18 protein-coding genes are annotated in these 16,825 nt (G+C 41.1%); 9 read left to right on the top strand and 9 right to left on the bottom strand.

Translation table 11 applies throughout. The features are described 5' to 3' along the window. The first annotated feature begins 20 nt into the window (after positions 1-20). Both BQ5364_RS12095 and BQ5364_RS12090 read left to right on the top strand, forming a co-directional pair. Entirely contained in the window at positions 21-1,307 is a 1,287-nt protein-coding gene (locus tag BQ5364_RS12095) for an L-cysteine desulfidase family protein (protein ID WP_071144381.1), read from the top strand. Positions 1,308-1,320: 13 nt separating this feature from the next. Then, complete coding sequence (locus tag BQ5364_RS12090) at positions 1,321-2,814, top strand: xylulokinase (protein ID WP_071144380.1); 1,494 nt, start codon at positions 1,321-1,323, stop codon at positions 2,812-2,814. Positions 2,815-2,880: 66 nt separating this feature from the next. Here BQ5364_RS12090 and BQ5364_RS12085 read toward each other — a convergent pair whose 3' ends face one another. Then, entirely contained in the window at positions 2,881-3,669 is a 789-nt protein-coding gene (locus tag BQ5364_RS12085; protein WP_071144379.1) for a DeoR/GlpR family DNA-binding transcription regulator, read from the bottom strand. A 283-nt stretch (positions 3,670-3,952) separates the two neighbouring features. Here BQ5364_RS12085 and BQ5364_RS12080 point away from each other — a divergent pair, with 283 nt between their 5' ends. The 6 genes from BQ5364_RS12080 (at position 3,953) to BQ5364_RS12055 (ending at position 10,584) form a co-directional block, all read left to right on the top strand. Next, a complete protein-coding gene (locus tag BQ5364_RS12080) occupies positions 3,953-4,972 on the top strand; it encodes a Gfo/Idh/MocA family protein (protein WP_071144378.1) in 1,020 nt (339 codons plus the stop codon). Positions 4,973-5,021: 49 nt separating this feature from the next. After that, positions 5,022-6,074, top strand: coding sequence for an alcohol dehydrogenase catalytic domain-containing protein (locus BQ5364_RS12075; RefSeq protein ID WP_071144377.1), 1,053 nt, complete (start codon positions 5,022-5,024; stop codon positions 6,072-6,074). 12 nt (positions 6,075-6,086) lie between these two features. Then, positions 6,087-7,151: a Gfo/Idh/MocA family protein gene (locus tag BQ5364_RS12070; RefSeq protein WP_071144376.1), complete on the top strand. Its 1,065-nt coding sequence runs from the start codon at positions 6,087-6,089 to the stop codon at positions 7,149-7,151. Positions 7,152-7,243: 92 nt separating this feature from the next. Next, a complete protein-coding gene (gene deoC, locus BQ5364_RS12065; protein ID WP_071144375.1) occupies positions 7,244-7,957 on the top strand; it encodes a deoxyribose-phosphate aldolase in 714 nt (237 codons plus the stop codon). After that, positions 7,944-9,365, top strand: a complete 1,422-nt coding sequence (locus tag BQ5364_RS12060; protein ID WP_071144374.1) for an alpha-amylase family glycosyl hydrolase — start codon at positions 7,944-7,946, stop codon at positions 9,363-9,365. The genes deoC and BQ5364_RS12060 overlap by 14 nt, the downstream gene beginning before the upstream one ends. 193 nt (positions 9,366-9,558) lie before the next feature. Then, positions 9,559-10,584 carry a carbohydrate binding domain-containing protein gene (locus BQ5364_RS12055; RefSeq protein ID WP_071144373.1) on the top strand — a complete coding sequence of 342 codons (1,026 nt, stop codon included), beginning with the start codon at positions 9,559-9,561 and terminating at the stop codon, positions 10,582-10,584. A gap of 217 nt (positions 10,585-10,801) precedes the next feature. Here BQ5364_RS12055 and mobQ read toward each other — a convergent pair whose 3' ends face one another. The 8 genes from mobQ to BQ5364_RS17495 all read right to left on the bottom strand — a co-directional run bounded on the left by mobQ (position 10,802) and on the right by BQ5364_RS17495 (position 16,447). Continuing rightward, positions 10,802-12,511, bottom strand: a complete 1,710-nt coding sequence (mobQ, locus tag BQ5364_RS12050; protein WP_071144758.1) for a MobQ family relaxase — start codon at positions 12,509-12,511, stop codon at positions 10,802-10,804. Next, entirely contained in the window at positions 12,432-12,785 is a 354-nt protein-coding gene (locus BQ5364_RS18035) for a hypothetical protein (RefSeq protein ID WP_162493662.1), read from the bottom strand. The genes mobQ and BQ5364_RS18035 overlap by 80 nt, the downstream gene beginning before the upstream one ends. A gap of 86 nt (positions 12,786-12,871) precedes the next feature. Beyond that, positions 12,872-13,093 carry a DUF3847 domain-containing protein gene (locus BQ5364_RS12045; protein WP_071144372.1) on the bottom strand — a complete coding sequence of 74 codons (222 nt, stop codon included), beginning with the start codon at positions 13,091-13,093 and terminating at the stop codon, positions 12,872-12,874. Positions 13,094-13,208: 115 nt separating this feature from the next. Further along, positions 13,209-14,021: an ATP-binding protein gene (locus BQ5364_RS12040; protein ID WP_227077107.1), complete on the bottom strand. Its 813-nt coding sequence runs from the start codon at positions 14,019-14,021 to the stop codon at positions 13,209-13,211. Continuing rightward, positions 14,018-14,566 (bottom strand): replication initiator protein A, encoded by a 549-nt coding sequence (locus BQ5364_RS12035; protein ID WP_071144370.1) that lies wholly within the window; start codon positions 14,564-14,566, stop codon positions 14,018-14,020. The genes BQ5364_RS12040 and BQ5364_RS12035 overlap by 4 nt, the downstream gene beginning before the upstream one ends. Before the next feature lie 33 nt (positions 14,567-14,599). After that, positions 14,600-14,977: an adenylate cyclase gene (locus BQ5364_RS12030; protein ID WP_071144369.1), complete on the bottom strand. Its 378-nt coding sequence runs from the start codon at positions 14,975-14,977 to the stop codon at positions 14,600-14,602. Beyond that, complete coding sequence (locus tag BQ5364_RS12025) at positions 14,974-15,897, bottom strand: ParM/StbA family protein (RefSeq protein ID WP_071144368.1); 924 nt, start codon at positions 15,895-15,897, stop codon at positions 14,974-14,976. Before BQ5364_RS12025 ends, BQ5364_RS12030 begins: the two co-directional genes overlap by 4 nt. Before the next feature lie 235 nt (positions 15,898-16,132). Beyond that, a complete protein-coding gene (locus BQ5364_RS17495; RefSeq protein ID WP_162841123.1) occupies positions 16,133-16,447 on the bottom strand; it encodes a hypothetical protein in 315 nt (104 codons plus the stop codon). 106 nt (positions 16,448-16,553) lie between these two features. On the opposite strand from BQ5364_RS17495, the gene BQ5364_RS12020 reads away from it, so the two are divergent. After that, entirely contained in the window at positions 16,554-16,769 is a 216-nt protein-coding gene (locus tag BQ5364_RS12020) for a helix-turn-helix domain-containing protein (RefSeq protein ID WP_071144367.1), read from the top strand. The last annotated feature ends 56 nt before the right edge of the window (positions 16,770-16,825 follow it).

The raw sequence follows: 16,825 nt of genomic DNA, 5'->3' as shown, positions 1-16,825 counted from the left end.
GAGTAAAACGGAGTGAAGAAATGAGACCAGAGCTATATGGAAAATATATTCAAGTGTTAAAGGAAGAACTTGTTCCGGCACTTGGTTGTACAGAACCGATTGCGGTTGCGTATACAGCGGCATATGCGCGAAACGTATTAGGCGAAGAACCACAGATTATAAAAATTGTATGTAGTGGAAATGTTATTAAAAATGTCAAAGGCGTTACAGTGCCAAACTCTGACGGAATGAAAGGGATTGAAGCCGCTGCGGCTCTGGGGACCGTTGGTGGAGACCACAAAAAGGGATTGGAGGTGCTTAATGGAATAAAAAAGAGCCATATAGATAAAGCGAAACAAATAATAAAAGAAAAAAGAATCTCATGTGAACTCAATGCTGGGGCAGATAAGTTATACATATCTGCCCGGGCTGAAAAAGGGAAAAAGAGTGCGGTTGTAACAGTAATTGGGAGCCACACGGGCGTGGTAGAAATTCGAAAGAATGAAATAATTGTATGGAAGAAGGATTCGTTGGAGTCTTCTGACAAAAATGAAGAGTGCCTGAAGTATGATAATAGGAATTTTATGGATTTGAATGGCATCTTTGAATTTGTTGATTCGGTAAATTTATCCGATATTAGTGAAGTACTAGAGAGGCAGATTAATTACAATTCTTTAATTGCAGAAGAAGGGATGAATAAGCCGTATGGAATGTGCGTAGGTCGAATTCTGATGGAAAGTTATGGCGATGATTTGAAACATAAAGTAATCGCATATGCCGCAGCTGGAGCTGATGCCAGAATGAGTGGTTGTTCAATGCCTGTAGTAATAAATTCAGGAAGTGGGAATCAAGGAATGGCTGTTTCGATTCCGGTAATTGAATATGCGAAAGAAATACACGCAAGCGAGCAAACATTATATCGCGCACTTGTATTAGCGAATTTGGTATCGATTTATCAAAAAGTCTTTATTGGAAAACTTTCTGCATATTGCGGGGCTGTATCGGCAGCGGCTGGTGCTGTAAGCGGTATAGCGTGGCTTGATGGAGAAAGTGAGGAAATAATCAAAAAGACAATAATCAATACGATATGTACGGTGGGCGGAATGGTTTGCGATGGTGCAAAACCGTCATGTGCATCAAAAGTTGCAGCCGCACTTGGTACAGCTATTTTATCTTTAGAAATGGCAAAAAGAGGAAGTGCTTTTTCGGTTGGGGAGGGGCTTGTGATGGATACAGCAGAAAACACCATAAAAAGTATTGGAAGAATGGCCAGCCAGGGGATGGAAAACACGGATAATATAATTTTGCAGATTATGCTTGGAAATTAGGGGGGATTTGATAATGCCTTTATATATAGTAAGTGTTGATATAGGGACTCAAGGATGTAAGGCGGCTCTGTATGATGAAAATATTAATAAGGTATCATCATCTTTTAGATCTCTTCGATTAATTGGAAATGAGAAAGTGGGGATTTGGCAGGATCCGGAGGAAATATACAAAGCATGTTTGGGGGCCATTCAAGAACTTGCAGAAAAGGAACCGAATGCGATAAATAATGTTGCGGCAATTGGGATAGATGGACAAATGGCCGGAATTATGGGAGTGGATGAAGATGGAAAAGCTGTTACCTCCTATGATTCTTGGCTGGATACACGTTGTCGGAGTTATGCTGAGTATATGCAGAAGGAGTGTGCGAGTGATATTACAAAAATAACTGGCGGTCCCGTTTCGTTTACCCATGGTCCTAAAATATTGTGGTTAAAGAATGAATATCCGGATTTATATAAAAAAGTGTATAAATTTGTGACTATTTCAGCATTCATTACAGGGAAAATTTCTGTATCAAAGGAAGAAAAATATTTCTTTGATTTTACAGGGCTTCAATATTCGGGTTTTGGTGATAATCTTAATAAAAAATGGTCAGATGAATTGTTAAACAATTTTAAAATAGATAAATCCAAAATGGCAAGAATAATCGATCCTTGCGATATAGTTGGATATACGTCGCGAAATTTTGAGAAAATAACGGGGGTGAAAGCGGGTATTCCTGTAATTGCTGGATGCGGTGATACATCGGCATCCATATACGGGGCAGGTGTATTGGAAAAAGGAAATCTTTTGGATTGTGCAGGCACAGCTTCTGTGTTATGTACTTCAACAGATATTTTTTTGCCCGATATCGAAAAACAGACAATTACAATGATGCGTGCTCCGATAGATGGTGTGTGGTATCCGATGGCATACATTAATGGAGGCGGGCTTTGTGTTAGGTGGGCAAGGGATTGCCTGAAAGGAAGTGGAGAGCTAGAATATGAGGCTTTAGAAAATGCGGCAGAAAAAGAAGAACCAGGATGTAAGGGAATGATAGTGATTCCTCATTTTGGAGGCAGAATTTTACCATATGCACCAGAAATGAGAGGTGGGGTTATTGGTTTGACGTGGAATCAGACAGAAGGTGCAATATATAGAAGTATCATGGAGGGGATCGCATATGAATATGCTGGTTATGTAAAAAGATTTAAAGAAATGTATCCGCAATATTTTTTCGATAAGTTATATACCATGGGAGGCGGAGCAAAATCCAGATTGTTCCGCCAGATTAAAGCAGATGTTCTAGAAACAACAACTTTTATATGTAATGAAGTCGATACAGCATTAAGGGGAACAGCACAGCTTGCCGCAAAAGCCATTGGTGTTTCGATTGAATTTGAAAGGGCGGTGAGGGAAACGGATGTGTGCAAACCAGATCCAGAGAGAGTTGAAACTTATAAAGTAATGTTGGAAAGGTATCAGAAAGCAATAAAGATGTTTGAAGATTATTATAAAAGTGAATAAATATGCTTTTTCAAATTAAATACAAACCGGGAAAAGTTCCTTAAAAGAAATATCCCGGTTTGTAGATCAGACGATGGCAAGCTTTAATGTATCTTGATAACCGTTTAATATTGCTCTGTCTTCAGATGAAAGAAGGTTATCTGTAATCAGTTGGTCGATGTCTTCAAGTTCAGCAAATCTATAAAAGGCAATGCAATTAAATTTAGAACTATCAATAAGCATATTTACTTTTGCAGCGGAATGAATCATGGCTCTTTTTACTTCTGCTTGTTCAGTGCTTGGTGTAGAAAAACCAGATTCAAAGGAAAATGCGTTAGAAGCAATAAAAGCTTTGTCTACATTGAAAGGTTGCATCATTTTTGCGGCAAATGAACCTGCGGTACAATTGAAGCCTCTTCGGATGATGCCGCCCAGCATAATAACTTTTGCGTCAGAATTTTGTTCTAGAAAAGTTGCAATTGCAATATCGTTTGTGATGACGGTGAGTCCGTGCTTGGAAGGAAGCAATTTTGCTAATTCTAGAGTGGTGGTTCCGGTGTCCAATGCTATTGTGTCGCTGTTTTCGATAAGCTGTATTGCATATTCAGCTATTTTCTTCTTTTCTTCGCTTTTTTGAGATAATTTAAAATCAGATGTTGGTTCGTAAGTTGCCTTGCTTAATTTTACGGCGCCGCCATGGGTGCGTTTTAATAAGCCTTCATTATCTAAGATACGGAGATCGGTTCGGATAGTTGCAGGTGAAACATTAAAAAAGTCACATAGATCAGGGACGAAAACTTTGTTTTGTTTTTCAAGCAGATCTAGGATTTCTTTTTTTCTTTCTTCTGCAAAGAGTGGTTGCGATACATTTTTCATATATACCTCCATTTATACATTATTAGATTTTTTTTGAGGGAAATATACATATTGCGAAAAAAGAAAAAGTAATCGAAAAAACACAGATGCATTAAATTTCGCATAAATATGGTATTTATTACTAATTATAGGATATTTTACTTTTAGCGTCAATGTTAAAAAAAGAATAAAATGATCAAAAACAATAGAATAAGAATGTTTAAAAGAGAGGAAATAAGCTTAAATAATATATATAAAAATGAAATAAATCGAAAATAAACAAAAGAAACGGAGGAAAACGAAAATGAAAACAAAAGTCAAGCTTTGCATAATTGGAAGTGGAAGAGCTGGAATGATTCATGCAAGAAATTTTCACTATAAAATACCACAAGCGGAAGTGATTGCGATATCAGATATGTGTGTTGAAACGGCTAAGTCTGCCTCTGTTGAACTTGATGGAATACCCTATTATTGTGATTATCTGGAAGCAATTGAAAAGAGTGGGGCAAATGCAGTAGTGATAGCTACGCCTACGAAATATCATTGTGAGATTGCAGTTGCGGCGGCCAAGAGAGGATTGCATATTTTTTGTGAAAAGCCGATGGCAATGGATACTTATGAATGCGAACAAATGATACGCGTAGCAAAAGAAAATAATGTTATTCTTCAAATTGGCTTTATGAGAAGATCGTTTAAAGATTTTATTCATGCGAAAGAAATGATCGATTCAGGTGCAATCGGAAAAATTGTGACAATAAGATCGTTGACCAGAGGTCCGAGTACTCCTCATGAATGGATGTATGATATAAGGAAAAGCAATGGTCCGTTAGCGGAGGTTAACAGTCATGATATTGATGCGTTGAGGTGGTTTTCTGAAAGTGAACCAGAAAGTGTATATGCTTTAGGAGGAAATTACAGATGCCCTGATGCAAAAAACAAATATCCGGATTTTTATGATACAGTCGTAATGAATATAAAAATGAAAAACGGAGTCATTGGTTGTATAGAAGGCGCTCAAGGAGTTGGATATGGCTATGATGCTCGTATGGAGATATTAGGAACAAAGGGGATGATTACAGTTGGAAATCTAGAGTCAGATTCAGTGCGGACGTATATGTTCTGTGGAGAGAAAAAGGAGGAAATAGTTAAGGGGTGGAGAGAGCTGTTTATATCCGCATATGAAAATGAGGATCGTGCCTTTATTGATTCTATTTTGAAGGGGAAGGAGCCTTTAGTAGGAGGGGAGGATGGATTAAAAGCAGTAGCAATAGTGAGTGCAGGAAATGAATCTATAATAACTGGAAAGATTATTAAAATAAAGTGATGAGAGAGCTGCTGAAAACGATAGGCATATTTAATGGGAGGAATTCTAAATGTTTGCGATTAAACTTTTCGGAGCAAATGATGTAAGGTTGGTAGAATGTGAGATCCCCAAAATCGAGGAGGAAGAAATTCTGGTCAAGACATGTGTTGCTGCAATTTGCGGATCAGATCTTCGTATGATAAAGAATGGTTATCAGGGCGTAGATGAAGAACATCCACTAATACTCGGGCATGAAATTAGCGGAGAAATTGTTAAAGTAGGAGAAAAAGTATCTTATTACAAGGAAGGAATGCAAGTAGTGATCGCACCAAATTTTGGGTGTGGTGAGTGTGATTTCTGTCAAGAGGGTAATTCTCATTTGTGTAGCAATTATCAGGCTTTTGGAATAAACATTGATGGTGGATTTGCAGAATATGTCCGGATCCCAAAAGAGGCTGTGCGACAAGGAAATGTGATATGTATTGATGAAAAGACAACTATGCGAGCTGCGGCCTTAGTTGAGCCTGCAGCGTGTGTGTTGAATGGACAAGAGAAGATCGAAATTCATGAAAAGGATTGTGTACTTATTGTAGGAGCAGGTCCCATTGGAGTTCTTCATGCTATGCTTGCAAAAGCACAGGGGGCACATAAGATTATTGTTAGCGACCTATCCCGGGATCGATTGAACAGAGCTGCAAAAGCTGCTTCTTTTATTATTACAGCAACGCCTGAAAGAGCGGCCGACATCATTGACAAGGAATCAAATGGAAAAGGCGTGGATGTCTGCATCACTGCGTGTGCATCTAAAGATGTTCAGGAAAAAACTTTCTCTATTATGAATACAAAAGGACGTATTTTATTTTTCGGAGGCTTGCCTAAAAATAAAGATGAGATTAAAGTGCATTCAAACCTTTTGCATTATAAAGAATTAAAACTGTGTGGGTCGACAAGATGTAGTGTGAATCAGTGCAAAAAGATTTATGAGATGGTAAAAGAGGGGCAGTTATCTCTGGAGGATCTGATTACAAAAGAATTTGCTGTGCACAATTTTTTGGAGGCTTTTGCGTATGCGGAAAGTGCAGTGGGATTGAAGACAATAATTTGTTTTGGAAAAGAAATGTAAAAAGGAGGAGCAATGATGATAAAATACATTGTTATAGGGTACGGTTGGCGTGCTGATTTTTATATGCAGGCAGCCAGAAAAATGCCGGATAGATTTTGTGTTACGGCTAGGGTAGTAAGGACAGAGTCAAGAGCTAAAGAATTGAGCTGCAAGGGAGAGAATGCAACAACAGATTTAAATGAAGCTCTGAAATCTGAGTGCGATTTTGCGGTGTTGTGTGTTCCAAGAAGTGAAGTGAAAAAGTATTTAAATATACTGGCGAAAAAACAGATTCCGATTTTGTGTGAGACTCCTCCGGGAGAAAATGTGAATGATCTTAATGCACTCTGGAAATTGGCAAACGAAAATTCGATGAAAATTCAGGTGGCGGAACAGTATATTTTCTGGCCGTTTTACAGTGCAATAAAGAATATTATCAACAGGGGAATAATAGGTGAAACGCAATCGATTATGATTTCTGCAGTTCACGATTATCATGCAATGAATCTGGTTCGAAAGTTTTTGGATATAGGATTTGAAACATGTAAAATACAAGGAGCATCATTTCCCACGAGTTTGGTTAAAACTGAAAGTAGGGAAGGATTTGATTATTCGGGAGAAATTATATCGGCACAACGCGATATAGCTTTAATTGAATTCAGTAATGGAAAAACTGCAATTTATGATTTTAACGGAGAACAATACAATTCCGTAATTAGAACTCGACGAATAAATATTCAAGGAATTAGAGGGGAAATAAACGATTTTACCGTCAGGTTTTTGAATGACAGAAATGAAGGGATTGAATCAGAAATTCGGCGAAAAGATATAGGGGTTATGGGGAACAGTGGTTGGAGCCATTACGGTATGCAATTTGGAGAAGATTTCGTTTATAAAAGTCCATATCCAGGAATTCGAATAAATGATGATGAGATCGCAGTGGCAGTATGTTTAGAGAAGATGAAAATCTATGTGGATAGCGGAACGGAATTTTCTTCATTACGGGATGCTTTGCAAGATACATATCTTTCTTTTGTGATGCAGGAATGTATGAAGGGAAGGAAGAGTGTGACTACGACTTCACAATTATGGGGGTAAATTAAAAAAGAACTTTAGTAAAGAAAAACAGTTACTCTATAGAAAGGATATGTATGAGAATATGCTTTTGCAAGCATCGTACGGAGAATGATATGAAAAGTGAAAATATTACAAGAGAACAGTTGTGTGCTATGTTTGATCATACAAATTTAAAACCATATGCAGTAAAAAATGATTTTGAAAAATTATGTGCTGAAGCGTCTGCTAATAATTTTGCTATGGTTGCGGTTAATTCTGTACAAACGGCAGTGTGCAAAGAGTTTCTGAAAGGAACTTCTGTTCATGTAGGGGCGGCAATAGGATTTCCGTTGGGACAAGTTTCAATGGAAGTGAAAATATTTGAAACAAAAGTAGCGATTGCTGATGGAGCAGATGAAATAGATTATGTTATTAATATTGGAGAAGCAAAAGAGGGAAATTGGGATTATATCAGAAATGAAATGAAAGAAATGGTTTCCTTGTGTAAAAAGAGCAATGTAATATCAAAAGTTATTTTTGAAATATGCTATTTAACAGAGGAAGAGATTGTAAATATCGCAAAAATAGCTAAAGATGTCCAACCGGATTTTGTAAAAACAAGTACAGGGTTTGGCACTGGGGGTGCAACAGAGGATGTTGTTCGGTTAATGAAAAAGACAGTAGGGAGCTGCGTTAATGTAAAAGCGGCAGGTGGAATCAGAGATTGGGAAACTTGCGCAAAAATGATCGATGCGGGTGCTGTAAGAATTGGAACAAGCAGTTCGATAAAAATCCTTGAAGAGTTTGAAGATTGGAAGAGAAAGAAGGAGAACAATGGCTCATATTGAAGTAAAAACAGAAAATCCCACTCCCTCTCCTCAATGGCTTAAAAATGCAGTGATTTATGAATTGAATCCTAAAACATTTACTTCTCCAGATGGAGAAGGAAGTGGATCAGGAAGCGGGACGTTTAGAAGTACAAAAGAAAAATTGGAATATTTGAAAGAGCTTGGGGTTAATACTATATGGTTGGCTGGAGTGACACAAGGAAGTGAGTTCTTTTCTGGGTTTTGGACAGTTTATGCTATGGTTACACCAGAATATCCAGATGAAGAGCTGGGAAGTGTCGAAGAACTAAAAGAACTGGTGAACGAGGCTCATAAATTGGGGATTCGTGTTATTGCAGAAGCAGTGACACATGGTGTGATTTTCGAGAGTCCATTAGTACAAAAGCATCCGGATTGGTTTCGAGGAAGCGAATGGGGGATGGCAGATTTTGATTATTCTAATTCTAAATTTCGTCAGTGGTGGATTGATCTTTGGATTAAGAACACGATAGAATTTGGATTTGACGGATATCGGTTAGATGGTCCGAACGGTGTTTCTTCTTTTGAACAAGTTCTTAGTGTATGGGATGAAATTGCCTGGGAATGTCGTAATAAGGGCCATGAGATTGTTATTATGGGTGAAAACAGTCGTTACCATATTAGACAATGTGATAGAGATAACTTTAGTCATGATATGGCAGCTGATTTTAGCCCGAATCCGCAATATGCAACTATGCAGATTAGCTGTCATGATGAAGGAATTCTAATGGGAGAGGGAAATTATTATGCACTTAGAGGGAGCAGATTCAAATTTGGATATTGCGCAGTGTTTGGGTATAACATTCCTCTTTTTATGGCAGGAGAAGAGTTTAATGCAAACGTGCATTGTGTTAGTAAATTGCAGAAAAAGATTTATGATGGATTTGAAACGAGTAAAGAAATTGATTTCTATGATGATAATCATGATACACCAGCAGGAGGCTGGCTGTTAGGAAATAGGTTGAATTGGTCAGAAATTGATTTGCCTACAAAAAAGGAGATGTTGGAAGACTGCAAAAAAATATTACGTATTAGAAACGAAAATTCGGATTTGCTTCATTATGACAGAAAAGCTACAAACATTCTTTCTACTAAATGTATTCCTAAGAGTGGTTCGACTCCATATATAAGATATAATGCTTTTGGACAGGCCATTTTGGTTGTGGGAAATGAGGGGATAGAAGAAAGGGATTTTGTTATTAAAATTCCTTTAAATGAGATGGGATGGAAGGAAGAGGGCGAATATAAAATTACAAATTTATGGACAAATGAAATAAAAATTGTGCGGGCAAAGAATATGAAATGCCTTAAAGTTACTGTTCCTGGTGATTATAATGCCGGGGGAGGGGTACGGGCATACCGTATTGAAGAAATTTGCTCGTTAATGTGATATATGTGCATTTACATGCAATAATCTAATTTATATCGTTCAAAAAGGGATTGAGACTTTTATCAAAGCATCAATCCCTTTTTATCTGAAAAAATATATGATAAAATGTTTGAATCATAATAAAGATTTACAAAACATTTTAATGATGTTTTTATATTGTAAGTTCGTAACACAAGGAAGAGGTTCAGGAAATATGAAATATGACAGAATACGGAAGGCTGTTTTTATAGAAAGACCAAACCGTTTTATCGCCCATGTGGATCTGGAAGGAAAACGGGAGACTGTTCATGTGAAAAATACAGGACGTTGTGCGGAACTTCTCGTTCCGGGGACAGAAGTTTATATCCAGGAAAGCAGCCTGAGCGAAGACAATGCTGCGGATTTTACAATTAATAATACAGGAGATGCGGCATGGAAGATCCAGCTGAAGCAAAACAATGTGGAACTTGAAAAGGGACAGTGGTACAGGCTTTCTCTTGATGCTAAGGCAAGTATACCAAGAGAGCTGATGTTTGCGATCCAGAGAGATGGATCTAGTGATGATGACGGGACACCTTATTCGGGAGAAAAAATCGTAGAACTGGGAACCGATTATAATAAATATGAGACTGTTTTTCAGATGACAGGCGAAACAGATCCGAAAGCGCTTCTCAGTATTTCTATGGGAGCAGTTGGAGGAAGGCAGATAACAGAAAAACATCGGATATGTATTGACAATATTAATCTTGAAAAAATTGATGCACCGGATATCGGTGAACAGCCAGTAGGAGAAAACCTTCTGGTAAACAGTGATTTTTCTTCCGGAAATGAAGGCTGGGAGAATGCGGTTACATCTCCGGGAGCAGCGGATGTTTCTTTTGAGAATGGGCGTGCCGTATATAAGATTAGCAATGTTGGAACCGAGGACTGGAATGTACAGCTAAAACAGAATGGAATCGTTCTTGAACAGGGAGAGCACTACAAAGTTACATTCAAGGCAAAGTCTTCAGAAGCCCGGACGATCAAACTGGCAATGCTCAGCCCGAGCTACAATTGGTTTGGTGGAGAAGACCTGGTGCTGGATAAAGATCAGGAGGAAGAGTTTACAGTAGAGTTTACAATGAATGACGAAACAGAGACGAATGCTTCTATGGTTATCTCAATGGGAGCAATTGCAGAAATTGATACCCTTGCTTCAACAGTAGAATTGTCCGAATTTTCATTGATCAGGACAGCGTAGAAAGATTCATTATCCCATAAAAATTTTATAAACTTCTCCTGCTATACCTGAGAAACACAGAGTTTTAGATATAAATATGCCCTCCTGCGCTCGGATTAATGTTGGTTTGCAAACTGCAAATAAACAGCGCAGGAGGGCATAAAATTGATATTTAAAATTTCGTTTATATAAATATTATATAGTTTTGCACATAAATATTAGAGAAAGGTGATCCCCTTTATCGTTGATAATCTTGAATTTTTCTTTTTTGCAGGCTAGATTGATCTTTCCTGAATCCCAATTCTTTTGCAATCTGTTTTTGAAAAGCTTGGGTACGGAATGCTTCTGAATCTTCAAGTAGGCGGTTATCTATATCTCTGACAGAGTCATAAAACAGGGATGTATCGAATTCCTGTCCTATTGTCTGAGATAATTTCTGATAAATCTGATTTCTGACGGTTTCTCTCATATCAGCTCTGGTGTCAAACAGTTCCTCCAATTTTTCAGAGCAAACAGTTTTTTTTATTTCCTGAAATAGTTTTTGATTTTCTGTTAGCTGGTTCCATAAGTTTTCGTTTTGTAAGTTCAGTTTATTTAAAAAATCTTGCTGTTTTTGTAGAGTTAATTCGCTAGTTTTAATTTCAGATTCATTGTGAAAATAATTATCAGAGATAAGTCGTTCTTTCAGCGATAGTAATTCCTCAATATCCTCAGTAAGAGTCGTGATCTTCCGGCTGATCTGATAGTACTGAACCGGCTGCAGAAAGTTGAGTTCCTTTTTCTGTGACTGGAGGGACTTCTTTTCAGCCTGCTTTGTCCGGATTGTCTTTGTGATGGCTTTGTATTTCTTCAAAACCGGTGTGATCATAGAGATCCATTTACTTGCGGAGGATGCCTGCATACGGTTATGGAACAGATAATAGCGGATCATAATCATTGTACCCCGGAGCTGTTCCAATCGTCTGGCGATGGCAGGGATATTTGCGCTGATTGTCTTTGCCAGTTTTTCTACCTGCCGTTTTAATTCCCGGAAGAGTCGATTGTCTGATCGTATCTGCCGGTTGATCTCACAGCGGTCGGAAATCAATCCTTTCTTCTCCATATCTCTTGCATGGTATCCCTCATGGATGGTAGGCTGTTCATCACGTCCCTGATCAGCAAAACTACGGTGATCTATCCGGGTGTCGATCTGATGTTCCTGTAAAGTATGGTTGACTGCATCTGCCCATGCTTTCCGCCATTCTCGAAGCTGTGCTTCGCTGTTCCACTGTTCTGAAACAGGATTCTGTCTGCCGAAACGGGTGCTTTTCGGATGTTTGTCTGCTCGGATATAACCATGTTCCTGGGCTGCTGAAGGTGTCATATATACCTTTTTTTTTCCGACTTTATAAGGATATTGCTTTTCCCACCCCTTTGTCTGAGCATCTTTAAATTCGGAGGCAGTAAAGCCTTTTTCTTCCCCATTCCTGATGCAGAGGTATTCTTTCTGTGTTTTATACTGCCAGGTTCCGTCAGTTTCCAGCGGGCGGACGGTTAGCAGGATATGGGCGTGGGGATTATGACCGTCTGTGTCGTGGATCGCAAAGTCAGCACACATTCCCATATCGACAAAATTATTTTGGATGAAATCACGGAGTAATGAGATTTGTGCCTTCCTTGGCAGTTCAATGGGAAGTGCGACAACAAATTCTCTGGCAAGCCTGCTGTCTTTGGTTTTCTCGGCTCGTTCCACGGCATTCCAGAGCTGCTCCCGATCTTTCCATTCTGGTGAAGCCTTTGGAGGGAGAAGGACTTCCTGAAAAATAAGTCCCTGTTTCCGGGTATAATCATGCTGGACACCATCGTAATCATTATACATGCGACTGCAACTAAGATAGGCAGAAGCAGCAACGGCGGAACGGCCTGCGCCACGGCTGACCACTTTTGCCGACATATGGTAAATTGCGATAACGATCATCTCCTTCCTGTGAATATCGCTGTACTATAAAGGAGCATGGTTGTTTCCATGTTTTTCTACAGAAAAGCTGCCGGTGGCAGGTTTTCTCAGACAGCCATCTCCGGCTGGAGGATCCTGCCGGAAAATTTGCCGGTGTTCTTCCGGCAGGTGTATCCGCCGGAGTCTGGCGGATGGATGGCTGCATAGCCGGTGCTGCCTGCCAGCAGCGGATAGCCCTCGGCAGAGCGCACGAGCCCGACCAGCGGGAGGGATACCACCGCTTCACGGGGATCCCGCAAAGCGGACTTTGCGACGACGAAGTGGTGAGTAAGTGCGCCCTTCGGGAATAAAAACATGCAGAGCTATTGCTGCTTAAGAATGTTTCTGTAAATGGAGCAGAAGAAAATGCCGAAGCTCCTCCGTTGTCATCTCCCGGACTTCCGGTACAACACGTTCCAGTTCCGCTCCTTCCAGGATCAGACGCCTTGTCCGGGCGCTCCGCTCTTTTTTCCGGTCTCTGGCCTGGGCAGCCTCCATCCGGTGTTTTGCCTGCAGTAACTGCTTTTTTGTTTCTTCTGTTGATAATTTTTCCATAAAAGTTCCTTTCCGGTATCTGTCCGGTACCGGCTGTGCCGTGTTCCGGTACTGATACCTGTGTGCGTGTGAGGTCTTGATCTGACCGGTATGGTTTTCCTGTTCTTCTGGTATGCTATTTCCTGTCCACGGTGTCAGATTGGAACAGTTTCCGTACTGCTTTCAGGTTAGAAGCGGCATTCATCTCCCGTATATTCTGACGGCTGATCTTCACGGGAATACAGCGCTCCAGTATGCGGTCATAAATTCTGGCGTGTGCCAGATCCTGCGGTTTTTTCAGCTCTTCCAGAGTCAGATTTGTTGTGATGATTATGGGTTTCCTGCTCCGGTAACGGCTGTCGATGACACTGAATACCTGCTCCAGGGCAAACTCAGAACTGCGTTCTACGCCAAGGTCATCGATGATCAGCAGGCTGTATTGATTGAAGCTTTCAATGAACCGGTTCCGGTCATCGGAGTACATCCCGGTCAAGGTGTTCAGGATGCGGGCAAAATTGGTCATCAGAACCGGCACGCCCTGTTCCAACAGTGCGTTAGCGATACATCCGGCAAAAAAGGATTTCCCTGTTCCTACATCTCCCCAGAGCAGAAGCCCCAGAGACTTTTCTTTCATCTCCTTCCAGTGGGCGACATACTCATGTGCTTTCCGGATTTCCGGATTATAGCCTTTGTTATTGGAAAAGTTATAATCCCGCAGCGCTTTGTCCTGCAGGCCGCTGGCTTTGAGCCGTGAGATATGCTCCAGGAATTCCCGCTGTTTCCGTTCTTTCTCCTGCTGTTCGTATGCGTCCTGCTGACAGCGGCACCGTATGGCCGGACGGAATTCTTTCCCGCCAAGCTGGACTCTGCACTGCCGCGGCGTATGGCATTTGGAACAGTAAATGAGCCCGTCCGCTTCGTTTAAATATTCGTCCTCTTTTAAGGTCATAGGCTTTCCTCCTCCTTGCATTCATATTTCCGGTCGGAACCGGGGCCGTAAGGAATGCGGTTTCCCCGATCCCATCGGTTTCTCTCTTGATATTTGTTCTTCTTATTTTTACTACCGGACAGATTCCTGTCTTTCTGACAGACAAGATCCTGTCTCTCTGACAGACAGTTTTCTGTCTCCCTGATGGACAGTTTTCTGTCTGTGGACGGCAGGGCATCCGGATACTTTACATAGATGCGGTTAGGACGTCCGATCCCCTGACGCTTTCGATAAATGAGCTGTTTTTCTTCCAGTGCTTTCAGCGCCGTTTTGATGGTCATTTCGCTCTTATGCATGGCGTCTGCCAGAGAGGGTATGGTGAAGAAGAGGTATACATGGCCATTTTCATCCGTCCATCTGTCATTCTTCTGTGACAGCCTTGCCCGGTCGAGCAGGATCATGTAAAGGATCTTTGCTGTCTCATTCAGATCATCTATTTCCAGTAAAAATTTTGGGAATACCAGATAGTTCAGGATCTGGCTGCCCGGCGTGAGAAAATGTGTCATGTGCTACCTCCCCTCATATGACAGGTTCAGGGACTACTCGCCCAGAAAATCCCAGTCCACATCGGCGTCAGGGTCAGTCGCCGGAGATTCTGCAGGGGGAACGGCTGCATTGGACTTTGACAGCCCGGCCATGCAGCCGGCCAGAAAGACTGGAAGTGCTTTTTCCATAGACTTCTCCACCGCAGAGACGATCTGCTGTACAAACTGTTCTTCCCGCTCCCGAGTTTCCAGATAGGGATCTTCCCGGCTTTTGTAATAGCGGTCAAAGTAATCTACCAGAGCGGCGGCGATCACCTGACTGTAGGATTTGAATTCCTGCCTGTCCATAGTCTGGAGATACTGCCATGCCTGGGCAGGGATCTCCTTGTCCAGGTTAAACCGGACATTGGTGCTTCGGATTCTGTCTGTCATGGGCGCTCCTTCCTGCGGAGAGCGGCAAGCGCAAGAGCTTCATATCCTTTTGCCGTGGCACAGATATCATCAATGATCGTTACCCGGCTTTCCTCATACCGCCCGAAGTTTCGGATCAGACAGCCACCGCCGCCCACAATATACAGCCGCATGAGATCCGGATTGTATTCATACCGGCGCAGGGTGGTAAAAATATCTGCCACATACTGCCTTGCCGCAGAGGTGATACAGTCCAGATAAGGTTTCCCGATATCAGCAGTACCGTGGCGGAATACCTGTTCAATCGTTGCTTCATTGATCCTGACACCGAAGGTATCCATGACTGCATTTCGTGCTGCGGTCATGCACTGGCTGACACCGAACTTTTCTGTCCAGCAACGGCTCTCCACGGCCTTTTTGTTGTTGATATACAAAATGTTCATAGTACCGTTCCCGATATCTGCCAGAAGATTTGTCCCTCTGAAATCTTTGAGACGGCTGACAACGGCAGGGTATCCCTGGGGATACAGGCTGCATCCGGCCAAGCGGATGTGATACTCTTTTTTGTTGAACCGATAGGTTACTTCCGGATTACGGAGCAGATAGCTTCGGAATTCTTCCCGCTGTCTGCGGATCCATGTGAGTGGAAGTCCGGCCGCAAGATGAACGTCTGCTTCCCGGATGCCGTACAGGTTCAGCTCCCTTGCCACAGCCATCAGCGTGAGCAGGTAATAGTCCTCATCCGCAGCTTTGTCCGGGATAAATTCCTTGTGGCAGTCCCCGATCCGATAGTACATCCCGCCGTATTCCAGGATGTTGCCGGAGAAGATCGGTTCGGTCTCATAGGCTGTCACGCCGTTTTTAGTGACAGTACCGGCGGTCTTAATGTTGCCGTAGCCGTGATCCACGCCGATGATCATGAGATTTTTAAATTCTTTCATGCGTCTTTGCACCTCCCTGATTTGTCTTTTTGCTCATAAAATAAATCCTCCTTTCTGTAGATTTGTCTGGAAAGCAGCACCGGTTTTAAAGAAATGGTGCTGTATTCACTGCAAGTTCATTCTACTGAAAGAAGGCTGTAAGAACATTGAGAGGGGATTGAGCGGAAATTGAGCAAAAGAAAAGCACCGGTTTTCAGAACCGATGCTATATGATTTTGCCGGGATAATCCGCAAATTAATTATGAGTATAATTGAAGATTACTGTTTTAAATGGCCCTGATCCATGCCTGAGGTGCCAGCGGGAATAATAGAGATCCATCTCAAGAGAGGTCGGTGTGCCGTTGATCCGGTTATGCTCCTGCTCAATGGCTTTGACCGTATTGTCTATATCGTGATATTTGTAAATCACAACCTTTATTTCCGTATCCCGGGTATTTTTACTGCTAAATGATATACTGTTTACAACAACGTAGTCAGGCAGGCTGATATAATAGTAGATTGCCGATAATAGAATAACGGAAATAAGTAGGATGACCATTTTTCGCTTCATTTTTTTAACCTCGCTTTTCAACATGGGATAACTATATAGTACCTCACTATATAGTGAATTACTACATAAAGATTTATCAAATATACTTTGTGTTGAGGTGAGGAGAATGAATTATGGTCATCTGGAAATGCGAATAGAAGAATTGCTGAAAGAAAAGGGAATCAGCAAGAATACGATCTGCCGTGATCTGGATATTCCAAGAGCGAATTTTAACAGGTATTGCAGAAATGAATTTCAACGGATAGATGCAAATCTGGTCTGTAAATTATGCAGTTATCTGGACTGTGAGATTGGAGAACTGATCGTATATGTAAAAGAATAAAAAGCCTGACGGATTAGAAAAAATTTTCTGATTTCACCGTGCAGGCTTTTGTTCTT

This window comes from Coprococcus phoceensis (assembly GCF_900104635.1).
GTDB lineage: Bacteria > Bacillota > Clostridia > Lachnospirales > Lachnospiraceae > Faecalimonas > Faecalimonas phoceensis.
The sequence above is the reverse complement of the archived record's forward strand: the minus strand, read 5'-3'. Positions and strand labels throughout refer to the sequence as shown.

What these genes read in the sequence shown, in the direction of transcription:
- BQ5364_RS12080 (WP_071144378.1), top strand. Translation starts at nt 3,953, where the DNA reads ATGAAAACAAAAGTCAAGCTTTGCATAATTGGAAGTGGAAGAGCTGGA.
- BQ5364_RS12095 (WP_071144381.1), top strand. Translation starts at nt 21, where the DNA reads ATGAGACCAGAGCTATATGGAAAATATATTCAAGTGTTAAAGGAAGAA.
- deoC (WP_071144375.1), top strand. Translation starts at nt 7,244, where the DNA reads ATGAAAAGTGAAAATATTACAAGAGAACAGTTGTGTGCTATGTTTGAT.
- BQ5364_RS12025 (WP_071144368.1), bottom strand. Translation starts at nt 15,897, where the DNA reads ATGAAAGAATTTAAAAATCTCATGATCATCGGCGTGGATCACGGCTAC.
- BQ5364_RS12040 (WP_227077107.1), bottom strand. Translation starts at nt 14,021, where the DNA reads ATGACCTTAAAAGAGGACGAATATTTAAACGAAGCGGACGGGCTCATT.
- BQ5364_RS12060 (WP_071144374.1), top strand. Translation starts at nt 7,944, where the DNA reads ATGGCTCATATTGAAGTAAAAACAGAAAATCCCACTCCCTCTCCTCAA.
- BQ5364_RS12075 (WP_071144377.1), top strand. Translation starts at nt 5,022, where the DNA reads ATGTTTGCGATTAAACTTTTCGGAGCAAATGATGTAAGGTTGGTAGAA.
- BQ5364_RS12030 (WP_071144369.1), bottom strand. Translation starts at nt 14,977, where the DNA reads ATGACAGACAGAATCCGAAGCACCAATGTCCGGTTTAACCTGGACAAG.
- BQ5364_RS12090 (WP_071144380.1), top strand. Translation starts at nt 1,321, where the DNA reads ATGCCTTTATATATAGTAAGTGTTGATATAGGGACTCAAGGATGTAAG.
- BQ5364_RS12070 (WP_071144376.1), top strand. Translation starts at nt 6,087, where the DNA reads ATGATGATAAAATACATTGTTATAGGGTACGGTTGGCGTGCTGATTTT.
- BQ5364_RS12055 (WP_071144373.1), top strand. Translation starts at nt 9,559, where the DNA reads ATGAAATATGACAGAATACGGAAGGCTGTTTTTATAGAAAGACCAAAC.
- BQ5364_RS12035 (WP_071144370.1), bottom strand. Translation starts at nt 14,566, where the DNA reads ATGACACATTTTCTCACGCCGGGCAGCCAGATCCTGAACTATCTGGTA.
- BQ5364_RS12020 (WP_071144367.1), top strand. Translation starts at nt 16,554, where the DNA reads ATGAATTATGGTCATCTGGAAATGCGAATAGAAGAATTGCTGAAAGAA.
- BQ5364_RS12045 (WP_071144372.1), bottom strand. Translation starts at nt 13,093, where the DNA reads ATGGAAAAATTATCAACAGAAGAAACAAAAAAGCAGTTACTGCAGGCA.
- BQ5364_RS12085 (WP_071144379.1), bottom strand. Translation starts at nt 3,669, where the DNA reads ATGAAAAATGTATCGCAACCACTCTTTGCAGAAGAAAGAAAAAAAGAA.
- BQ5364_RS17495 (WP_162841123.1), bottom strand. Translation starts at nt 16,447, where the DNA reads ATGAAGCGAAAAATGGTCATCCTACTTATTTCCGTTATTCTATTATCG.